This is a genomic window from Saccharothrix sabaoui (genome assembly GCF_051756985.1).
GTDB lineage: Bacteria > Actinomycetota > Actinomycetes > Mycobacteriales > Pseudonocardiaceae > Actinosynnema.
This window is the reverse complement of record NZ_JBPKJK010000118.1, coordinates 1-20863: the sequence shown is the minus strand read 5'-3', so window position 1 is coordinate 20863 and position 20863 is coordinate 1. Positions and strand designations below refer to the sequence as shown.

The 20863-nt window shown below is 73.3% G+C and carries 19 protein-coding genes; 11 read left to right on the top strand and 8 right to left on the bottom strand.

Translation table 11 applies throughout. The features are described from left to right. The first annotated feature begins 4 nt into the window (after window positions 1-4). Both ACR807_RS29400 and ACR807_RS29395 read left to right on the top strand, forming a co-directional pair. On the top strand, window positions 5-520 hold the full coding sequence (locus ACR807_RS29400; protein ID WP_438924696.1) for a SigE family RNA polymerase sigma factor: 516 nt from the start codon (window positions 5-7) through the stop codon (window positions 518-520). Next, window positions 513-1010: a hypothetical protein gene (locus ACR807_RS29395; protein ID WP_438924695.1), complete on the top strand. Its 498-nt coding sequence runs from the start codon at window positions 513-515 to the stop codon at window positions 1008-1010. The genes ACR807_RS29400 and ACR807_RS29395 overlap by 8 nt, the downstream gene beginning before the upstream one ends. Window positions 1011-1097: 87 nt before the next feature. Here ACR807_RS29395 and ACR807_RS29390 read toward each other — a convergent pair whose 3' ends face one another. Next, on the bottom strand, window positions 1098-1868 hold the full coding sequence (locus ACR807_RS29390; RefSeq protein ID WP_438924694.1) for an SDR family oxidoreductase: 771 nt from the start codon (window positions 1866-1868) through the stop codon (window positions 1098-1100). 143 nt (window positions 1869-2011) lie between these two features. On the opposite strand from ACR807_RS29390, the gene ACR807_RS29385 reads away from it, so the two are divergent. The 4 genes from ACR807_RS29385 to ACR807_RS29370 all read left to right on the top strand — a co-directional run bounded on the left by ACR807_RS29385 (window position 2012) and on the right by ACR807_RS29370 (window position 7723). Next, window positions 2012-3640, top strand: a complete 1629-nt coding sequence (locus ACR807_RS29385) for an ABC-F family ATP-binding cassette domain-containing protein (protein ID WP_438924701.1) — start codon at window positions 2012-2014, stop codon at window positions 3638-3640. Window positions 3641-3817: 177 nt separating this feature from the next. Then, window positions 3818-4027, top strand: coding sequence for a helix-turn-helix domain-containing protein (locus ACR807_RS29380; protein ID WP_015103570.1), 210 nt, complete (start codon window positions 3818-3820; stop codon window positions 4025-4027). 65 nt (window positions 4028-4092) lie between these two features. Then, entirely contained in the window at window positions 4093-4905 is an 813-nt protein-coding gene (locus ACR807_RS29375) for an enoyl-CoA hydratase/isomerase family protein (RefSeq protein ID WP_438924693.1), read from the top strand. Window positions 4906-5764: 859 nt separating this feature from the next. Continuing rightward, on the top strand, window positions 5765-7723 hold the full coding sequence (locus ACR807_RS29370; RefSeq protein ID WP_438924692.1) for an ABC transporter ATP-binding protein: 1959 nt from the start codon (window positions 5765-5767) through the stop codon (window positions 7721-7723). On the opposite strand, the gene ACR807_RS29365 is transcribed toward ACR807_RS29370, so the two are convergent. From ACR807_RS29365 to ACR807_RS29350, 4 genes are all read right to left on the bottom strand, one after another. After that, the gene (locus ACR807_RS29365) at window positions 7627-9222 is read right to left on the bottom strand and encodes a penicillin-binding transpeptidase domain-containing protein (protein WP_438924691.1); all 1596 of its coding nucleotides are present in this window, start codon (window positions 9220-9222) and stop codon (window positions 7627-7629) included. The genes ACR807_RS29370 and ACR807_RS29365 overlap by 97 nt on opposite strands. Before the next feature lie 69 nt (window positions 9223-9291). Beyond that, window positions 9292-10032, bottom strand: a complete 741-nt coding sequence (locus ACR807_RS29360) for an SIS domain-containing protein (protein ID WP_438924690.1) — start codon at window positions 10030-10032, stop codon at window positions 9292-9294. Between the two features lie 139 nt (window positions 10033-10171). Then, window positions 10172-12304 carry a transglycosylase domain-containing protein gene (locus ACR807_RS29355; RefSeq protein ID WP_438924689.1) on the bottom strand — a complete coding sequence of 711 codons (2133 nt, stop codon included), beginning with the start codon at window positions 12302-12304 and terminating at the stop codon, window positions 10172-10174. 107 nt (window positions 12305-12411) lie between these two features. Then, window positions 12412-12921: a hypothetical protein gene (locus ACR807_RS29350; RefSeq protein WP_438924688.1), complete on the bottom strand. Its 510-nt coding sequence runs from the start codon at window positions 12919-12921 to the stop codon at window positions 12412-12414. A gap of 263 nt (window positions 12922-13184) precedes the next feature. Between ACR807_RS29350 and ACR807_RS29345 the strand changes: the two genes are divergently transcribed. Continuing rightward, entirely contained in the window at window positions 13185-14009 is an 825-nt protein-coding gene (locus tag ACR807_RS29345) for a lysozyme (RefSeq protein ID WP_438924687.1), read from the top strand. A 30-nt stretch (window positions 14010-14039) separates the two neighbouring features. Beyond that, window positions 14040-14666 (top strand): DivIVA domain-containing protein, encoded by a 627-nt coding sequence (locus ACR807_RS29340; RefSeq protein ID WP_438924686.1) that lies wholly within the window; start codon window positions 14040-14042, stop codon window positions 14664-14666. On the opposite strand, the gene ACR807_RS29335 is transcribed toward ACR807_RS29340, so the two are convergent. From ACR807_RS29335 to ACR807_RS29325, 3 genes are read right to left on the bottom strand one after another with little or no spacing between them, the layout of a single operon-like run. Then, window positions 14626-15267, bottom strand: a complete 642-nt coding sequence (locus ACR807_RS29335; RefSeq protein ID WP_438924685.1) for a nucleotidyltransferase family protein — start codon at window positions 15265-15267, stop codon at window positions 14626-14628. The genes ACR807_RS29340 and ACR807_RS29335 overlap by 41 nt on opposite strands. 4 nt (window positions 15268-15271) lie before the next feature. Beyond that, entirely contained in the window at window positions 15272-15457 is a 186-nt protein-coding gene (locus ACR807_RS29330; protein ID WP_077005256.1) for a helix-turn-helix domain-containing protein, read from the bottom strand. A gap of 38 nt (window positions 15458-15495) precedes the next feature. Beyond that, entirely contained in the window at window positions 15496-16323 is an 828-nt protein-coding gene (locus ACR807_RS29325; protein WP_438924684.1) for an alpha/beta fold hydrolase, read from the bottom strand. A 361-nt stretch (window positions 16324-16684) separates the two neighbouring features. Between ACR807_RS29325 and shbA the strand changes: the two genes are divergently transcribed. From shbA to ACR807_RS29310, 3 genes are all read left to right on the top strand, one after another. Continuing rightward, window positions 16685-17368 (top strand): RNA polymerase sigma factor ShbA, encoded by a 684-nt coding sequence (gene shbA, locus ACR807_RS29320; RefSeq protein WP_438924683.1) that lies wholly within the window; start codon window positions 16685-16687, stop codon window positions 17366-17368. Window positions 17369-17390: 22 nt separating this feature from the next. Continuing rightward, window positions 17391-18434: a carbohydrate kinase family protein gene (locus ACR807_RS29315; RefSeq protein ID WP_438924682.1), complete on the top strand. Its 1044-nt coding sequence runs from the start codon at window positions 17391-17393 to the stop codon at window positions 18432-18434. Between the two features lie 339 nt (window positions 18435-18773). Beyond that, window positions 18774-20837: a transglycosylase domain-containing protein gene (locus ACR807_RS29310; RefSeq protein WP_438924681.1), complete on the top strand. Its 2064-nt coding sequence runs from the start codon at window positions 18774-18776 to the stop codon at window positions 20835-20837. Window positions 20838-20863 lie beyond the last annotated feature (26 nt).

The following is a 20863-nucleotide window of genomic DNA, read 5'->3' as shown; positions in this document are numbered from 1 at the left end:
TCGCGTGAGCTGGGACGCGGAGTTCACCCACCACTTCGACCGGTGCGCCGACTCGATGCGCTTCACCGCGTTCTTGTTGTGCGGCAACCACCACGAGGCCGAAGACCTGGTGCAGTCCGCGTTCCTCAAGCTCTACCTGGCGGGGCCGGGGATGGCGCACCGCGAAGGGCTCGACGCCTACCTCCGGCAGATCGTGGTGCGCACCTTCCTCGCCGAACGCCGCCGCGTGCGGTGGAAACGGGAGAAGCTCACCGACGCGCTGCCGGAGGTGCCGGCGGCGGGAGCGCTGAGCGAGGACAGGCTCGTGGTGTGGCAGGCGCTCGCCGCCGTGCCCGCCAAGCAGCGCGCGGCGCTCGTGCTGCGGTACTGGCACGACCTGGGCGTGGAGGAGACGGCCGCGGCCCTCGGGTGCTCGGTCGGCACGGTGAAGAGCAACACCAACCGCGGGCTCAAGGCGCTGCGGCAGAGGCTGGGCCGGGAGTTCGGCGAGTTGTGGGAGGAGGTGTCGCGCGGTGCTTGAGGACGAGTTGAAGAAGGTGTTCGAGGAGCTGAACGTCCACCCCCTGCCGCGCACGTTCGGTGCCGTGGACGTCGTCCACCACGGGACGCGCGTGAGGCGCCGCCGTCGCGGCTACGCCGTGGCGGCGACCGGCACCGGCACCGCCGCGCTCGTCGTGGTGGCGGTCACGTTCGCGCTCAACCAGAGCCCCAGGCCGGCCGACACCCCCCCAGGGGGTCCACCCCACCCCACCACCCACTCGACCACGACGGCCCCGAGCCCGACGACGTCCGCCGCCACCCCCACCGGTGCCCCGTCCCCGACGGACGCCCTGCCGCCGACCACCGCCCGGGTGGCGCCGACCCCACCCGGCGCCACCACCGGCCGCCCCGCCCCGAACGCCTCGACGGTCCCCGTCTTCCCCACCGCGTACCCGCCCGCCACCACCCGCACCACCGGACCGCCGAGCATCACCAGCACCGCCGCCCTCCCCACCACCGTCGGCAACTGACCGCCCGGGCCGCACGCGAACGGCGGGACCCGCGACCGGAGTCGCAAGCCCCGCCGCGAGATCGCCCCGGGTCGCCCGCCCGGAGGGCTAGAGGCTGCCGGTGGCGAGCAGTCCGCCGTCGACGCGGACCGTCTCCCCGGTGATCCACTCCGCCGCGTCCGAGGCCAGGAACGCGACCAGCCGGGCCACGTCCTCCGGCGTCCCGAGCCGCTTCATCGGGTAACCGGCCGCCGCCTCCTCCTCGCGCCCGGTGTAGAGCGCTTCGGCGAACCGCGTCTTGACCACCGCCGGCGCCACCGCGTTCACCCGCACCTTCGGCCCCAGCTGCCACGCCAGTTCCTCCGTCAACCTGATCAGCGCGGCCTTGCTCGCCCCGTACGCCGCGATCGCGCCCGTCGACCTCAGGCCGCCCACCGACGCGATGTTCACGACCGCCCCGCCGTTCTCCTGCATCCACGCCTTCCAGGCGAGCTGCACGAACCCGAGCGCCGCGACCACGTTGACGTCGAAGATCTTGCGCACCGCGTCGAGGTCGGCGTCCATCAGCGCCCCGAACACGGGGTTGATGCCGGTGTTGTTGACGAGCACGTCCAACCGGCCGAAGCGCGCCACGACCGCGTCCACGGCCTCCGCCCGGTTCTCGGCGCTGCCCGCGTTGCCCGGCACCGCCAGCACGCGGTCCGGCGACACCCCCGTCGCCGACACCAGCGCCTCCGCCGCCGAGGCCAGCGCCTCCGCCTTGCGCCCGGTGATCGCGACCGACGCGCCGCGCGCCAGCAGCTCCGCCGCGATCCCGTGCCCGATGCCCCGGCTGGCGCCCGTGACCAGGGCCGCCCTGCCCGTGAAGTCCGAAGTCATGCGGGCAATCTATGCCGGTGGACACACGTGGTTAACCAGGTGGCGCACACCCCGTAGACTGGTGGTGTGGTCGTCTTGATCGAGTAGGTCCGCGCGAGCTGCGCCGTCGACCCCGCCTGACCACCACACCCCGGAGTATGACCTTGATCACCGCAACCGATATCGAGTTGCGCGCGGGTTCGCGCATCCTGCTCTCCGACGCCACGCTGCGCGTGCAGCCCGGCGACCGCATCGGCCTCGTCGGCCGCAACGGCGCGGGCAAGACCACGTCGCTGCGCGTCCTCGCGGGCGAGGGCCAGCCGTACGCGGGCGAGGTGCGCCGCACCGGCGACCTCGGCTACCTGCCGCAGGACCCGCGCGAGGGCGACCTGTCGGTCATCGCCAAGGACCGCGTCCTCTCCGCCCGCGGCCTGGACCAGCTCCTCCGCGACATGGAGAAGATGCAGTCCGCCATGGCCGAGCTGGTGGACGACGACGAGCTCCAGGCCGCGGTCCGCAAGTACGGGCGACTGGAGGAGCGGTTCGCCGCCCTCGGCGGGTACGCGGCCGAGAGCGAGGCGGCCCGCATCTGCTCCAACCTCGGTCTCGCCGACCGCGTGCTGGCCCAGCCGCTGCGCACCCTGTCCGGCGGTCAGCGCCGCCGCGTCGAGCTGGCGCGCATCCTGTTCGCCGCCTCCGAGGCGGGCGTCGGCGCGAAGTCCAGCACGATCCTGCTCATCGACGAGCCCACCAACCACCTCGACGCCGACTCGATCGCGTGGCTGCGCGGGTTCCTCAAGAGCCACGACGGCGGTTTGGTCGTGATCAGCCACGACGTCGAGCTGCTCGACGACGTCGTCAACAAGGTGTGGTTCCTCGACGCCACGCGCGGCGAGGTCGACATCTACAACATGGGCTGGAAGAAGTACCTCGAAGCCCGCGCCGCCGACGAGAAGCGCCGCCGCCGCGAGCGCGCCAACGCCGAGAAGAAGGCCGGCGCCCTGATGGCGCAGGCCGACAAGATGCGCGCGAAGGCCACCAAGGCCGTCGCCGCGCAGAACATGGCGCGCCGTGCCGAGAAGCTGCTGTCCGGCCTGGAGGAGACCCGCCAGGCCGACAAGGTCGCCAAGATCCGCTTCCCGCAGCCGGCCCCGTGCGGCCGGACCCCGCTGACCGCCGAGGGGCTGAGCAAGTCCTACGGTTCGCTGGAGGTGTTCACCGGCGTCGACCTGGCCATCGACCGGGGGTCGCGCGTGGTGATCCTCGGCCTCAACGGCGCGGGCAAGACGACCCTGCTGCGGCTGATCGGCTCCATGGAGACGCCCGACGCGGGCGAGGTCGTCCCCGGTCACGGCCTCAAGCTCGGCTACTTCGCCCAGGAGCACGAGACCCTCGACCACGAGGCGTCGGTGTGGGCGAACATCCGGCACGCCGCCCCCGACGTGCAGGAACAGCAGTTGAGGTCGCTGCTCGGCACGTTCCTGTTCAGCGGCGAGCAGCTGGACCAGCCCGCGGGCACCCTGTCCGGTGGCGAGAAGACCCGCCTGGCGCTCGCCGGCCTGGTCTCCAGCGCGGCGAACGTGCTGCTGCTCGACGAGCCGACGAACAACCTCGACCCGGCCAGCCGCGAGCAGGTGCTCGACGCGCTCCGCCGCTACGAGGGGGCCGTCGTGCTCGTCACCCACGACCCGGGTGCCGTCGAGGCCCTTGAGCCCGAGCGGGTGATCCTTCTCCCCGACGGCACGGAGGATCACTGGTCCGCGGAGTACCTGGAACTCGTGCAGTTGGCCTGAGCCAAGGGTTTTCGCGTTCTACACCTCAAAGTGAGCTTTGATCGGCTGTGTGTTACCGCACGACCGCTCGCAGATCATTTCGCTTGATCACCTGGCGTTCTTGCTCGTCGTGTTCGATCATTGCGACGACAGGGGCTTACGAAGGCCCGACCTGCTGTCTACGGAAGGCGGGACAAGGTGGCTGACCTGAAGAAGGGCGCCCGGATCACCGGCGCCACGCGGGACAAGCTGGCCGCTGACCTGAAGAAGAAGTACGAAAAGGGCGCGAGCATCCGGGCGTTGGCCGAGTCCACCGGGCGCTCCTACGGCTTCGTGCACCGGGTGCTCAGCGAATCCGGTGTGCAGCTGCGCGGTCGCGGTGGCGCCACCCGCACGAAGAAGAAGTAAGCTACCCTCCGGTAACCCATGGCGCCGAGGAGAGACGGCGCCTGACGAAACCCGGAGGTCCACCCATGTCGGCACCGACCGCCATCGACGCCGACCTGCTGGAACGCGGAGGCGTGCGGCTCGTCGTGGACGGGGCGCGCGCGACGATCACGCTCGACCGTCCCGATGTGCTCAACGCACAGACGCCCTCCACGTGGGTGGCGTTGCGGACGATCGGGGAGCAGCTGGGCCCGGACGTCCGCCTCGTGGTCGTCCGGGGTTCCGGTCGCGCCTTCTCCGCAGGACTCGACCGGCGCATGTTCACCGGCGAACCGGTCGACGGCGAACCGGGCCTGGCGGAGATCACGCGCCGGGGTCCGGAAGAAGGCGCTGCCCTGATCGCCGAGTTCCAGCGCGGCTTCTCCTGGCTGCGCGACCCGTCGAGGGTGACGATCGCCGCGGTGCACGGACACGCCATCGGCGCCGGGTTCCAACTGGCCCTGGCGTGCGACTTCCGCGTCGTCGCGGACGACGTCCAGTTCTGCATGGCCGAAACCGGCCTCGGCCTGGTCCCCGACCTGGGCGGCACCCTGCCGCTGGTCCGCCTGGTCGGCTACTCCCGTGCCGCCGAGATCTGCCTGACCGGCCGCCGGGTGGGTGGCGAGGAAGCCCACCGCATCGGCCTGGCGAACACCGTAGTGCCGCAGGCGGACCTGGACCGTGCGGTGGACGACCTGGCCACCGCCGTCCTCCGCCCCCTGCCGGGAGCGACGAGCGAGACCCTGGCCCTCCTGGCCGCAGCCGCCGACGGGGCGACGGAAGAAGCCCAGCTGGCCGCCGAGCGCACCGCGCAACTCCGGCGCCTGGCCGAGTTGGCAGCCCTGGTCAACGGCCAATAACTGCTGGTGGGGGGTGGGCGGCGGACACGATCGGGTGATCATCGGGCCGAACATGTACGTAAACGGGCTTTCGCCCATCGGTTGAGAGATATCGACGCCGAAACGACCCAGGCCCGCCCCATCCCCACCCACCTCCTCGATCACCCCACACCCGCCCCACCGCCACCTGCCCCACCGCCGCCTGCCGCTATCCGCCACCGCCCAAGCCACCCGGCCCGCCCCGGACCGCCGCCCACCCCGGACCCGGACCGCCACCCGGCCACCAGATCCGGACCGCCGCGCCCGCCCCGGACCGCCACCCGGCCGCCTGCTCCGGATGCCGCATCCGCCCCGGACGCCGCACCTGCCCCGGACCGCTGCCCGGCCGCCCGCCCCGGACGCCGCACCTGCCCCGGACCGCTGCCCGGCCGCCCGCCCCGGACGCCGCATCTGCCCCGGACCGCCGCCTGCCCCGCACCGGCATGCGCCTCATCGAGCCCGGCCCGCCGACCTGAGCCCGCTGCCCCCGCGCGCTCCAGCCGCTCCAGCCGCCCATCGCGACGGGTAGTCGCGCATGCGACGGGTAGCCGCGCATGCGACGGGTAGCCGCGCATCGCTCGCGCGGCGCACGTGGCCCAGTGGCGCACGTCCGCCGCCCACCGCCCGCTTGCCTGCGTGGACCGATCGCGCGAACCCGCCGGGGATCGTGCGCGGAACGGCTGGCCAGGCGGGGGATCGCGTGGTCGGGGCTGGTCAGGTGGCACAGCCCGAGGGCTGCGGGCTCCGGGGACGGGGGAGGGGTGGGACTCCGGTGGCCGACTCCGGTGGCCGGCTCCGGCGTTGGGGAAGGGGTGGGGGGCGCGGGGCGTTTGTGTCTGGCGTGGACGGTTCCTGGGGATTGATGCGCAGCGCCATGCGGGCGTCGGGGGCACCTCGCGGGGTGCGGCGGGGCACGGTGCGGCGGGTGTGGGGGTTCGCGCGGCCCCACCGGGGGCGGTTGGTGGTGTTCCTGCTGCTCACGGTCGTGTCGGCGGTGCTCGCGGTCAGCACGCCGGTGTTGGCGGGGCGCGTGGTGGACGCCGTCGTCGGCGGTTGGGACGTGTCGGTGGTCGTGTGGCTCGCCGTGGTGATCGCGGGGGTCGCGGTGGTCGACGCGGGGCTCGGGCTGGTCGAGCGGTGGCAGTCGGTGCGGATCGGGGAGGGGTTGATCTTCGACCTGCGCCGCGCCGTGTTCGAGCACGTGCAGCGGATGCCGGTGGCGTTCTTCACCCGCACCCGCACCGGGGCGCTGGTGTCCCGGCTGAACAACGACGTGATCGGCGCGCAGCGGGCGTTCACGTCGACGCTGTCCGGCGTCGTCACCAACGTCATCCAGCTCGGCCTGTCGCTCGTCGTGATGTTCACCCTGTCGTGGCAGGTCACGGCCCTCGCCCTGCTCCTCCTGCCGGTCTTCGTGCTCCCCGCCCGCCGGATGGGCACCCGGATGGCCGACCTCCAGCGCGAGGCCGCCACGCTGAACGCGGGCATGACGACGCAGATGACCGAGCGCTTCTCCGCGCCGGGCGCGACGCTGGTCAAGCTGTTCGGCCGCCCGGACGCCGAGGCGCGCGAGTTCGGCGACCGCGCGGCCCGCGTGCGCGACATCGGCGTGCGCACCGCGATGGCCACCCGGTGGTTCCTCACCGGCCTGACCCTGGTCTCGGCCCTCGCCCAGGCCCTCGTCTACGGCCTCGGCGGCTACCTCGCCCTCACCGGCCACCTGGCGGCGGGCACGGTCGTGTCGCTCGCCCTGCTGCTGACCCGCCTCTACACCCCGCTGACCGCGCTGGCCAACGCCCGCGTCGACATCATGACGGCGCTGGTGTCGTTCGAGCGCGTCTTCGAGGTCCTCGACCTCGAACCGATGATCAAGGACGACCCGGCGGCGCGCGACCTGCCGCCCGGGCCGGTGGGGGTCGAGTTCGACGACGTGCGCTTCGCCTACCCGGCGGCCGACAAGGTCTCGCTCGCCTCGCTCGAATCAGTGGCCACACTGGACTCCCGGGGCGGCGAGGAGGTGTTGCGCGGCATCGGTTTCACCGTCGAGCCCGGACAGCTCGTCGCGCTCGTCGGCTCGTCGGGCGCCGGGAAGTCCACGATCGCCTCGCTCGTCCCGCGCCTCTACGACGTCGACTCCGGCGCGGTCCGCCTGTCCGGTGTGGACGTTCGCGAGCTGAGGGCCGACAGCGTCCGGGCCGCGGTCGGCGTCGTCACGCAGGACGGGCACCTCTTCCACGACACGATCCGCGCCAACCTCCTCTACCCGCGTCCCGACGCGACGGACGACGAGCTGCGCGACGCGCTGCGCCGGGCCCACCTGGACGCGCTCGTCGCCTCGTTGCCGGACGGCCTCGACACGGTCGTCGGCGAACGCGGCTACCGGTTGTCCGGCGGCGAGCGCCAGCGCCTGACGATCGCCCGCCTCCTGCTGGCCCGCCCGCGCGTGGTCATCCTGGACGAGGCGACCGCGCACCTCGACTCGCGCTCCGAGGCGGAGGTGCAGGCCGCGCTCGCCGAGGCGCTGCGCGGCCGGACCGCCCTGGTGATCGCGCACCGCCTGTCCACGATCCGTGCCGCCGACCAGATCCTCGTCGTCGAGGCCGGTCGGGTCGTCGAACGCGGCACGCACGCCGAGCTGCTGGCCGCCGACGGCCGCTACGCCGAGCTGTACCGGACCCAGTTCGACGAGGGCGGGCGGGAGGGTCAGAGCCCGCCGAGGAACGTCGCCGTCGCGCCGACCGCCACCTTCGACGAGCCGCCGTCCACCACCAGCACGGAGAACGCCAGGTCGCCCCGGTAGCCCATGAACCAGCCGTGCGACCGCGAGCCGTCGCCGAACTGGGCGGTGCCGGTCTTGCCGCGCACCCCGCCGAAGCGGGCCAGTTCCCGCGCGGTGCCGCCGGTGACGACCTCGGACATCATCGCCCGCAGCGCGGTCACCACCCCGCCGGGCAGGGCGGGCGGTCGCTGCCCCTCGGTGGGGACCTCGCGGATGAGGCCGGGCAGCGGCGTGCGGCCCTGGGCGACGGTCGCCGCGGCCAGCGCCATGCCGAACGGCGTGGTCAGCACCTCGCCCTGGCCGATGCCGGCCTCCACGCGGGCGGCGGTCGACGCGGCGGCGGGGACCTTGCCGGTGTTCGTGGTGACGCCCGCGACGGTGAAGTCCGACGCCAGCCCGAAGTAGCCGGCGGCGGTGGGCAGCGCGTCGGCGGGCAGGTCGGCCGCGAGCTTGCCGAAGCTGGTGTTGCAGGACGCGGCGAACGCGCGGCGCATCGGTACGGTGCCCAGTTCGAACGAGTCCTCGTTGGTGATGCGCCGGGTGCCGATGGTGGCCGCGCCGGGGCAGTCCAGCGGTGTGTCGGCGTTCGCGGTGCCGGCGGTCAGCGCGGCGGTGGCGGTCACGACCTTGAACGTCGACCCGGGCTCGAAGAAGTTCTGGAGCGCGATGGGTCCCTGCCCGTCGGCGACCGCGTTCTGCGCCACGGCCAGCAGCTCGCCGGTCGACGGCTGCATGGCCACCAGCACGGCCGCCTGCCCGACGCCGTCCACGGCGGCCTGCGCGGCGCCCTGCACGGCTGGGTCCAGCGTCACCGTCACCGATTTCGCGACCTGCGGTTCCTGCCGGTGCAGCACGGCGACCGGCGCGCCCGCGGCGTCGACCGCGGCGACCTGCGCGCCGGGTGTGCCGGTGAGCGGGCCGACGGCCTGGCGGACCGACCGCATGACGACGGGCGCGAAGCCCTCGGGCACCGGTGCGCCGTTGCGGTCGAGCAGCGCGCCGTCGCCGGGCAGCGCCGTGTACGCGAGCCCCTGCCCCTCGGCCAACCGCGGGTGCAGCAGGGCCGGTGACCACGCGATCCGCCACCGGTCGTCGGCCAGCCGCAGCTCCACGCGCGTGCGGTAGGTGAACGGCGCGCCGCCGGGCAGCGTCCACGTCAGGTCCGCGTCGACCGCGGTGCTCGTCCCGCCGGCGGGCACGGCGGGTGCCGGGCCGAGCCGCACGCGCAGCTCGCTGCCCGCCATGCCCTGCCCGGTCCTCGCGATGGCCGCGCTCGCGGCGTCGGGCGCGTCGGTGAGCGCCGCCGCCCCCGCCGCCTGCCCGGAGGCCACGGCGTTCGCGAACCGCTGCGCCACCTCACCGGGGCCCACCCTGGCCTGCGCCGTCGTTCCCGTCGCCCCCGGTGCCGGTCCGGCCGCCGGTTCGCCGCCCGACGTCAGCAGCAGCGCGCCCACCACGACCACCGCGACGGCCGCCGTGCCCCCGCCCGCCAACACCCAGCGCTTCGTCCTCGTGTTCATGTCGAACCCCCCTGTCGAGCCGGAGGTTAACCGGTTCGCGTGGAGGAATCGTGAACGTTCCGCGCGGGCTCAGCCCAGCTGCGGCACCCGGGTCTGGTACTTGCGCAGCAGGTCGGCGTTGGCCTGGTCGCCGCCCTCGACGTTGGCGCTGCGCCACAGCGGCAGGGGCACGCCCGCTTCGGCGGCCTTGTCGAACAGCCGCACCATGAGCAGGTTCCACAGGAACGTGGTGGCCAGCGTCGAGACCGCCGCGGTCACCGGGTCCGCCGCCGGGTAGGTCGCGTCGCCGGGCGGCACCATGTTGTCCAGCACCACGGTCGCGTTCTCGGCCAGCGTCGTGCCCGCCCGGCGGGGCGCCAGCGCGCTCGCCGCGACCGACGTCACCGCGACCACCGGGCACCCGGCGTCGGCGGCGAGCCCGGCCAGCTCCACGGGGTAGGGGTTCACGCCGGAGGTGGAGAACACGAACAGCACGTCGTGCGCGGCCGGGGGCGTCTCGCGCAGCACCTCGGCGGCGAGGCCCGAGCGGCGCTCGGCGGACGTGCTGCTCACCGCGCCGTGCATCGGCAGCAGCTCCGGGTGGTAGACGGGGCGCACGCACGCCAGCCCGCCGGCCCGGTAGAACGTCTCGGCGACCGCGGCCAGCGAGTGGCCCGCGCCCGCCGCCAGCACCATGCCGTCCGCGCGCACGGTGGCCAGCACCAGCTCGGCCACGTCGTCCAGGGCCGCCGCGTTCTGCTTCTCCACCCTGGTCAGGTGGGTGCGCACGACGTCCCCGTAGTCGGACCCGGTCACGGTCTCGGTCGCCATGCGTCGCCTCCAGTGGTCTACACCAACTTCGTCGGTCGCCAGTCCTACCCGATCGTCCCACCACACGCCAGGGGCCCGGGGCACGCCGACGGCCCCGGTGTTCGGCGGACACCGGGGCCGGGCGGTCGCGCGACCGGGACTAGGGGCGCAGGTAGCGCGGTTCGACCTGGGGCAGCGGCTTCTCCGGCAGGCCCTCGTGCGCCTTGGTCATGAAGTCGAACCAGGTGCGCGCGGGCAGCGTGCCGCCGTAGATGTCGCCCTCCTCGCACAGCCGGGGCGGGCCGCCGTTGACGCAGATGCCGCGCGGCGTGACGCCGTCGTTGAAGACCTGCACGGCGCCCGCGTAGTCCGGGGTCGCGCCGATGAACGCCGCCGACTTGTACTCCTCGGTGGTGCCGGTCTTGCCCAGCGCCGGCCTGGTCCAGTTGTAGAGCTTCGCCGCCGCGGCGGCCGTGCCCCGGTCCTGGTCGTCCTCGGACAGGCCCACGGCCAGGGCGTTGGCCAACCCCTCGGGCACGGCCTGCTCGCAGGGCGGCTCGTCGACCGGGACCTTCTTGCCGTAGCGGTCGGTCACCTCCACGATCGGCGTCGGCCGGCACCACCGGCCGCCCGAGACGATGGTCGCGGCGACGTTCGCCAGCTCCAGGGTGTTCGTCGGCGCCGGGCCCAGCGTGAACGAGGCGTTGCCCGCCGACTCGTAGAACTCCGCCTGCGAGACGCGCAGGTCCTGCCGCTCCGCGCCCTGGTCCGGTGCCACGCCCGCGATGTTGGTGGACAGCGTCTCGCGCATCCCCAACCGCCTGGCCATGTCGATCACCGCGCCCAGGCCGACCTTCTCCTCCAGGATCACGAACCCGGTGTTCGGGGACGTCGCCAGCGCCTGCTTCAGCGTCATCCGCGGCGGGTAGGAGCTGTCGTGGTTGGACAGGCAGTACCAGAACGTGGCCTGCTCGCCGGTCGACGGGCAGGACGCCGCGCCGCCCCGGAACACCCGCGACACGTGGCTGTTCGGCGTGTCGATCACCGTCTCGATGCCCATGCCCTTGTCGAGCGCCGCCGCCGCCGTGAACACCTTGTAGACCGACCCGGCGCCGAACTTGTTCTCGACCGCGCTCGGCAGGTCGAACTGGGTCTGGAACTCCTCCTTCTTCAGCCCGTAGTCGCGGTTCGCGACCAGCGCCACGACCTCGTGCCGGTCCCGGCCGGGCCGCACGACCGCCGCGGTGTTCGCGATGCCCGGCGTCGTCTTCGGCACCTGCGCCTCGGCGGCCTGCTTCGCCTGCTGCGTCAACGACCGGTCCAGCGTCGTGCGCACGGTGTAGCCGCCGACCTTCAGCTCCTCCAGGTCGAAGCCGTTGGTGGTCAGGTAGTTCACCACGTACGAGCAGAAGAACCCGACCTCCGGGCCCGAGCCGACGCAGCCGGTGGGCAGCGGGCGCACCGGGTTCGCCAGGCCCAGCGGCGCGCGCTTGGCGACCTCGGCCTGCTCGCGGGACAGCTTCGCGTTGTCCACCATCAGGTCGATGATCGTGTTGCGCCGTTCCAGCGCCTTGTCCGGGCGGGCCTCCGGGTCGAGGAACGTCGGGCTGTTGACCATGCCCGCGAGCATCGCGGCCTGCGGCACGGTCAGCTTGTCGGGCGTCGTCTCGAAGTACGCCTGCGACGCCGCCGCGATGCCGTAGATGGTGCCGCCGAACGGCACCACGTCCAGGTAGCGGGTGAGGATCTCGTCCTTGGTCAGCTCCGCTTCCACGTGCATCGCGATCCGCGCCTCGCGCAGCTTGCGCGTGATCGTCTGCTCCTGCGCCTCGGCCTGGCCGCCCTTGTCCTGCCGCTCCAGCACGTGCACCAGGTAGTTCTTCACGTACTGCTGGGTGATCGAGGACGCGCCCTGGGTGACCTCGCCCTCCGACTGGTTGCGCATCGCGGCCCGGACGGTGGCCAGCCAGTCGACGCCGGCGTGCTCGTAGAACCGGCGGTCCTCGGCCGAGACGAGGGCGTCCTTCATCACCTGCGCCACCCGGTCGGACGGGGTCAGCACCCGGTACTGGTCGTAGATGTAGGCGAACGGCACGCCGTCCTTGTCGGTCACCGTCGTCATCAGCGGCGGCGGCTCGTCGAGCAGCCGGACCGAGGTGGCGGCGACCCGGTCGCTGACGCGGTTGGACGCGAGGCCCGCGCCGCCCACGACCGGCAGCGCCACGCCGGCGACCAGCAGGCCCGCCACGAAGCAGAGACCGACGAGCTTGGCGATGCTGTCCGCGGTGCGCATGGCCGGGGGATCGGCCCGGGTCCGGGGGGCGAAAACCGGCTCGGAACGGGTTCACCGCAATCAGCGACAGGTCCCGAAGGGGGATCATCACCCGTTGGTGGAGAACATTACGCCGCGTCGGACCGGGGGGTGAGGGGGACGGCCGCGGGGACGTCCGCCGGGACGTCCGCCGTGACACGCGCCGGGACGTCCGCGGAGAAACCGGTGGAAACGCCGGCGGGCACTTCCGGGGGTACCGGCGCGGGCGCGTCGCACCGGACCCCGGTCCGCTCGGAGGCGGCGCTCGCCAGGTCGGCCGCGTGGCGCATCGCGGCCGAGTGCAGCGCGGTCAGCGACAGCGCGTCCGCCTCCGCGCCCGGGTCGCGGTCGCCGCTCGCCAACCGCCGCTCCGCCGTCGCGTAGACGACGCTCTCGGTGGCCGCGCTGAGCCGCCGCGCCAGGAACGCCACCGCCCTCATCAGGCGCTCCGCCTGCTCCTCGGTGATCGGCACGACGCGCGGCGGGTCGTCGTCGCCCAGCGCGACGCCGAGGTCGGCCCGGCACGCCAGCGCCCGGTCCCACACGCCGGCCGCCTCGTGCAGCGACTCGATGAACGGCTCCCAGTCGACTCGGCTCATGGCACTCACCTCTCGTGCGTTGTGCATCCGATGAGTGCCCACAAACGGGGAGAGGAACACCAATGTTCACCGTCACGTGGAATTGACCATCGCGACTGGTCACCACCCGTGCACCAGAAATACTGAAGTTGTCATTCGGACGGGTGGCAAAACGGTTTTCGCGTTGCAGCACAACCGGCCGGTGGTAGCCGGGACCGAGCACCACGGCACGCCGAGTCGACGCGCCGCGGGGGAGAAGTCCGCGTCCCGAGGAGGAACGTCCGATGCACAGCAACAGGTGGGTGACCGCGATCGTGCTGGCCTGCCTCACGGCGGTCGGCCTCGTGGGGGAGCAGGCCGCAGCCGACCGCACCCCGGTGGAGCAGCGGGCCCCCGCGAGAGCGGAGGCCGCGCAGGACCACGCCGCCGGTTCGCAGATCGCGCTGCACGAGGGCGTGGTGGCCGGCGTGACGGCGTTGACGACCACCGGCCCGACCGTGGCCGGCATGGACGTCAGCAGCCACCAGGGCGACGTGGACTGGGACCACTGGTGGGCCCAGGGCAAGCGGTTCGCCTACGTCAAGGCCACCGAGGGCACCGGGTACCGCAACCCGTACTACGACCAGCAGTTCCACGGGTCGCACCGGGTCGGGATGCTGCGCGGCGCCTACCACTTCGCGCTGCCCGACCGGTCCGACGGCGTCGCCCAGGCGAACTACTTCGTCGACAACGGCGGCGGCTGGGCGGCGGACGGCACGACCCTGCCCGGCGCCCTCGACGTCGAGTACAACCCCTACGGCGACGACACGTGCTACGGCCTCGCGCCGGACGCCATGGTCACCTGGATCAAGCAGTTCACCGAGACCTACCGGGCGCGCACCGGGCGCGCGCCGATGATCTACACCTCCACGCTGTGGTGGGACCGGTGCACCGGCCGCTCCGCCGACTTCAGCCTCAGCCCCGTGTGGGTGGCCAGGTACGCGGACAGCGTCGGCCCGCTGCCCCACCCGTGGATGGCGCACTCCATCTGGCAGCACACGTCCACCCCGATCGACCAGAACCTGTTCAACGGCACGCCGGACGACCTCCTGGCACTGGCCAGGGGTTGACCCGCGGTCTCGGCGGAAGGGCAGCACGCCATGCACATCGACGAGTTCCCCGCGGGCACGTCCTTCCGCACCCGGTGGCGCGGCTACGACCCGGCCGAGGTGGACGCCGAGCTGGAGCGGCTGCGCCGGGAGCTGGAGGTGCTGCGGCTCGACCGGGACGCCGCCTGCGCCACCGTCGACGACCTGACCCGCGAGCTGGAGGACGCCCGCAGCGAGCTGGGCGAGTACCGGGTGCTGCACGCCGGGTACGCCAAGGACAACGCGGTGTCCGGGTGCATCCGCTACCTGATGCACGTGGCGCGGCAGAAGGCCGACGCGTTCGAGACCGACGCGCGGGAGCGCAGCGAGCAGATGCTCCAGCGCGCCGAGGAGGTGGCCCGGCGGCAGGTGGTGCTGCTCGACCAGACCGAGCAGGAGACGCAGCGCCGCCTCGCCGAGGCCGAGCGGAAGGCCCGGGCCATCGTGCGGGCCGCCACCGCCGAGGCGCAGGCGCTGCTGGCCGGTGCCGGGGGACCCGACCGGCCCGACCGGTGGACGCCGGACACCGCGCCCGCCACCGCGGGCCCGCCCCCGGACCTCCCGCCGGACCTGCCGCCGGACCTGCCGGGGCCCCGCGTCACCTCGGGTCCGCTGCCGGTGGTGCGCCCGGAGGAGTGACCGGCAGGTCCTCGGGGCGGTCCACGTCCGCGCCGTCCGCGACGTCGCCGCACGGCACGTCGAGGGCGCGGTGCGCGCGCAGGTAGCCGCGGGCGCCCTCGTCGCCCGTCGCCGACGCCGCCGCGCCCGCCCAGTGGTCGGCCCCGAGCAGCACGGGGTGGCCGGGCGCGCCGCCGTAGGAGGCGCGCGCCAGCGCCGAGCGCGACGCGAGCGCCACGAGGCGCGCGACGGCCGCCGCGGTGACGCCGGGCGTGTCCACCGGCAGCACGACGACCGCGTCCACCGCGGCGAGCGCGCCCACCCCGGGGACACCGCCCACCGCGCCCGCCCCGGCGAGCGCGGCCAGGCCCGCCCGCAGCGACGAGCCCATGCCGGTGGCCCAGTCCGGGTTGTGCACGACCGCGCGGCGCGCCAACGACGCCCGCTCCCGCACCTCGGGGGCGGACGCGCCGAGCACCACGACCACGGGGTCGCACCCGGCCCCGTCGAGCACCGCGCAGGTCCGGTCGACCCACGTCACGCCGCCCGACGTCACCAGCGCCTTGGGCCCGCCGAACCTGCGCCCGGCGCCCGCGGCCAGCACCAACCCCGCGACCCGCACGGGGTCACACTAAGGCCTGGTGCCCCTTGAGCTCGGTGCGGCTGGCCACGGCCAGCTTGCGGTAGACCCTGGTCAGGTGCTGCTCCACCGTGCTCACGGTGATGTGCAACCGCATCGCGATCGCCCGGTTGCTGTGGCCACACGCGGCGAGGGTCGCGACCCTGCGCTCCGAGTAGGTCAACTCCGTCATACCAAGGAACACGGCCGGCACACCGCCAGTGGTTCAAATCAGGGGGAGAGATGCTCCAACAGGAGTGCCGCCAGGACCTCCGGGACCTGCTCCGGCACCCAGTGCGACACGTCCTCCAGCATCTCGAACCGGTACGGCCCCGTCACCCAGTCGCCGGTCGCCAGGGCCGCCGTCGAGCCGAACGCCACGTCCTCCGTGCTCCACACGTACATCGTGGGCACCGACACCTTCCCCGCCCGCCCGCCGGGCCGCCCGGCGCGGTACCAGTTGAGGGCCGCGGTCAGCGCGCCCGGCTCGGACAGCCGCCGCACGTACTCGTCGACCCGGCTCGGCGGCACCCGCCACTCGAAGACCTGCCGCAGCGCCGCCGCGCCGTCCGCGAGCATCCGCTTCTCGGTGTTCGAGTTGCGCCAGTCGGTCATGTAGCCCGACCGCAGGTGCTGGTCCTCGTCGGTGCGCAGCGCCTCGGCGAACGCCCCGGGGTGCGGCGTCGACACCACGGCCAGCTTCCGCAGCCGCTCCGGGTGGCCCTCCGCCACCCACCACGCCACCGCGCCGCCCCAGTCGTGCCCCACCAGGTCGAACGACGACCAGCCGAGCGCGTCGGCCACCGCCAGCACGTCGCCGACCAGCGCCTCGACGCCGTAGTCGGCGGCCCGCGCCGGTCGCACGCCCGGCGAGTAGCCGCGCTGGTCGAACGCCACCGCCCGGAACCCCTCGCGGCCCAGCACCGCCACCTGGTGCTCCCACTCGACGGCCGCCTCCGGGAAGCCGTGCAGGAACAGCACCGGGCGGCCGTCCCCCGGGCCCGCGGCGATCGCGTCGAACACGCCCTCGTCGGTCTCCACACCCAGCTGTTCGATCACTGTGCTCGCAGTCCCCTCGGTCAACCGGTCGGCGGGTCGTGGCGACCATCCTCCCGCGCGGGACCGACGGCCCCGGAGGCGACGTCCCGGCGCGGGCGGCCCGCCGGGCGCGGCACGGCGCTGCTCCGAAGCGGGTCCCCCGGTGGGCCACCCGGTGGCGAGGGGGTGCGGCAGGTGAGGGAACGGCGACCACCATTGGGCCGAACGGCTCATATCCCCCCTCGGACGGGTGCTGTTCCCGCCATGCGGACCACGATCGTGGTCAGCTTTGGCGGATTTCGTATCAGGAGTGCCCGTTCGTGCTCCTCATCAGTGAGCCGGGGTGGGCCGGAGGGCATGCGAGCGTGGAGGAGGTCGCCGGATGGTGCAGCACGCATCCGTGCGAGCTGACGTCGAGGTCGGAATCGGCGCCCGCGCGCCCGGCCGTCCCGGGGTGAGGCTGGTGGCCGGCGGTGGGTCCGACCGGGTCACGGCCCAGTGGCTCGCCGAGGCCGAGCTGTCCGAACTGGTGGACGAGGCCCTCTCGGGCGACCCGCGCGCGGTCGGGCAGCTCCTGGCCCGCGTCCAGCCGCTCGTGCTGCGCTACTGCCGGGCGCGCGTCGGCTCCCGCGAGCGCACCCTCGTCTCCGCCGAGGACATCGCCCAGGAGGTCTGCCTGGCCGTCGTGTCCGCCCTCGGCAAGTACAAGTACGAGCCCGGCTCGTTCCTGGCGTTCGTCTACGGCATCGCCGCGCACAAGGTCGCCGACGCCCGAAGACGGGCGGTCCGCAGCCGCTCCGAGGTCGTGCCCGAGCTGCCCGACACCCCCACCACGGAGGACGGGCCCGAGCAGCGGGCCATGAACGGCGAGATGATCGGCCACATCACGCAGCTGCTCCGGAAGCTGCCCGACCGGCAGCGGGAGATCCTCGTGCTGCGGGTCGCGGTGGGGCTGTCCGCCGAGGAGACCGCGGCGGCCGTGGGCTCCACGCCCGGCGCCGTGCGGGTCGCCCAGCACCGCGCCCTGGCCCGCATGCGCGAGATGTTCGCCGCTGTCGACGGCTGAGCGCGCCTGGCATCGTGTGGGCATGGCACCGCCGTCGCCACCACCGACCCCCGAGTTCGACGTGCTGCTGTCCGGGACGGTGTTCCTGGACATCATCTTCACCGGCCTGCCCCGGCCGCCCGCACCGGGCACGGAGGTGTGGGCCGAGGGCCTGGGCTCGTGCCCGGGCGGCATCGCCAACCTCGCCGTGGCGCTGAGCAGGCTCCAGCTGCGCACGGCGCTGTCCGCCGCGTTCGGCGAGGACGCCTACGGCGACTTCTGCTGGGAGGTCCTCGCCGAGCAGGAGGGCGTCGACCTGAGCTACTGCCGCCGGTTCTACGGCTGGCACTCGCCGGTCACCGTGTCCATGGCGATGGACCGCGACCGGTCCATGGTCACCCACGGGCACCGGCCGCCGGTGGGCGCCGACGAGCTGCTCGACCCGCCGCCGCTCACCCGCGCCGCGTTCGTGCACGTCGGGGCCGACGACGAGCGGTGGGTGGCGGCGGCCAGGGAGCGGGGCGCGCTGCTGTTCGCCGACATCGGCTGGGACCGCACCGAGGTGTGGGCGCCCGAGCTGCTGCGGCGGCTCGACGGCTACGACGTGTTCCTGCCCAACCACGTGGAGGCGCAGCGCTACACCAGGAGCGACACGCCGGAGCGGGCCGCGGCGTCGCTGGCCGAGCACGTGCCCGTGGTGGTGGTGACCCGCGGCGGCGGGGGAGCGGTGGCGGTCGACTCCGCCACCGGCGAGCGGGTCGACGTGCCGGGGCTCAACGTGGCGGCGCTTGACTCCACCGGCGCCGGGGACGTGTTCGGCGCCGGGTTCGTGCTCGGCACGCTCGCCGGGTGGCCGCTGGAGCACCGGGTGCGGTTCGCGAACCTGTGCGCCGCGCTGTCGGTCCAGCACTTCGGCGGCTCGCTGTCCGCGCCGGGGTGGGGCGACATCGCGACGTGGTGGCGGACGGTGTCGCGGCGGGGCGACCCCGAGCTGCGCCCGTACGGGTTCCTGGAGGACGTGCTGCCGCACGGCGCGGGCGCGGAGGTGCGGCGGGCGAGCGCGACGATCAGGCTCCGCTCGACGTGATCACCCGATCGTGATCTTGAATTCCTCGAACACCCGTTCGACACTGGAGGTGTTCGACGGCCCCCGTCGCTCGTGAGGTCGGTCACCCCGTCGTGGCTGGGCGGCTCGTCCGTCCGGCCGAGCGGGGTTTCGCACCGGCCACGATCGGGCAGGAGTAACTTCGACGACTGTCGTCGGAGATCTCCCCTCGTGATTTTCCCGCCCGCCCGCGAGCAACCTGCGGTGGTCGCCGTGCGACTTAGTCAATGGGGGGTATCCCCGCGGGCTTCGAAAGGGGTTGCAGGTTCAGTGTTCGCCGCGCGCGCGACAGGTCTGGTGAAGTTGGTGGGGTTGTGCCTGATGGCGGGTGTGCTCGTCGCGGCGCTGCTCTTCCCCGTCGTGGGCGGCCTCGGGTTGGCCTCCAACCGGGCGGCCGACACCGTCGACCAGACCTCGGCCGAGTTGACCGAGGCCGAGCTGCCGCTCGTGTCCACCGTGCTGGACATGAACGGCCAGCCCATCGCGTACCTGTACGACCAGTACCGCATCCCCGTGCCGTCCGAGGGCATCGCCGACACGATGAAGGCCGCGATCATCGCGATCGAGGACAAGCGGTTCTTCGACCACAAGGGCGTCGACTGGCAGGGCATCGCCCGTGCCGCGGCCAAGGCCGGCGTGGAGGGTGAGACGTCCCAGGGCGCCTCGACGCTGACCCAGCAGTACGTGAAGAACTACCTCGCGTTCGTCGTCGGCAAGGGCTCCGACGAGGCGTACGAGAAGGCGACCGAGGCGACGATCGGCCGCAAGATCAGCGAGGCGCGCATCGCCACGCAGCTCGAGCAGAAGATGACGAAGGACGAGATCCTCACCGCGTACCTCAACGTCGTCCCGTTCGGCAACGGCACGTACGGCGTCGGCGCGGCGGCCCGCACGTACTTCGACACCACGCCCGACAAGCTGACCGTGCCGCAGGCCGCGATGCTCGCCGGCCTGGTCAACGAGCCGAGCCGGCTCAACCCGGGCGCCGACCCCGACCCCGCGATCAAGCGGCGCAACACCGTGATCGACAAGATGCGGGAGAACGGCGCGTTCGGCACGGACGAGAAGGTCGCCAAGGAGAAGGCCGACGAGGCCAAGGCCGCGGACATCGGCGTCGTGCCCGACCTGAAGCTGCTGCCCAACGGCTGCGTCGGCGCGGGCGACGGCCCGGTCTACGGCTTCTTCTGCCGCTACCTGGTCGACTACCTCGACCGCTCGGGCCTGCCGGTCGACGAGATCCTGCGCGGCGGCTACACGATCCACAGCACCATGGACCCGATCGCGACGCGCGCCGCCAAGGAGGCCGCCGAGTCGCAGGTGCCCAAGACCCAGCCGGGCGTGGCCAACGCCATGGCGGTCGTGCAGCCGGGCGGCGACAAGCACCGCGTGCGGGCGCTGGCCGCCAACCGCGACTTCGGCAACAACGCCGAGGCCGGGCAGAGCGCGTACTCCATCCCGGCCGAGGTGACGAAGTTCGGCGCGGGCTCGATCTACAAGGTGTTCACCGCCGCGTCCGCGCTGGAGCGGGGCGTGACCGGCATCGACCGGCAGATCGACGTGCCGGAGACCTACACGTCCCGGGTCTACAAGGACGGCAACAAGGGCTACACGGTCAAGAACGCCGCCAAGTACCCGGAGAAGATGAGCCTGACCCAGGCACTGGCGACGTCGCCGAACACCGGGTTCATCATCCTGGAGGAGAAGGCCGGCCTGAACAACGTCGTCGACATGGCCTACCGGCTCGGCCTGCGCGACTCGATGCAGGGCGTGAACAACGCGGGCGACCCGCTGAAGGCGGACGGCTCCAACGGCCCGTCGCAGGGCGACGTCTACAAGCGCGACAACAGCGGTTCGTTCACCCTGGGCGCCGGTCCGACCAGCATCCTGGAGCTGTCGAACGTCGCGGCGACGATCATGAGCGGCGGCACGTGGTGCCCGCCGACCCCGGTGGAGAAGGTCACCGACCGCAACGGGCAGCCGGTGCAGCTGAAGGAAGCCGGCTGCGAGCAGGCCGTGGCGCCCGAGGTGGCGAACGCCCTGGCCAACGGCATGAGCGCGGACACGAAGCCCGGCGGCACGGCCGCCGCCGCCGCGACCGGCTGGGACCGCCCGATGATCGGCAAGACGGGCACGACCGAGAACCACTGGTCGGTGGCGTTCATCGGCGCGACCCCGCAGTACGCCGGCGCGGTCATGACCTTCACCGACGGCGTGGCGCCCCAGGTCATCTGCAACGGCGCGCCGCCCCGCCTGTGCGGCACGAACGACGCCGGCGGCGTCTTCGGCGGCCAGGTGGCGGCGCCGACCTGGTTCCGGGCGATGCGCGTGGTCCACGAGGGCAAGGCGATCGAGCAGCTCCCGCCGGTGGACCCCCGCTACCGGTAGTCGGAACAGCACCGGACAGGGCCCGC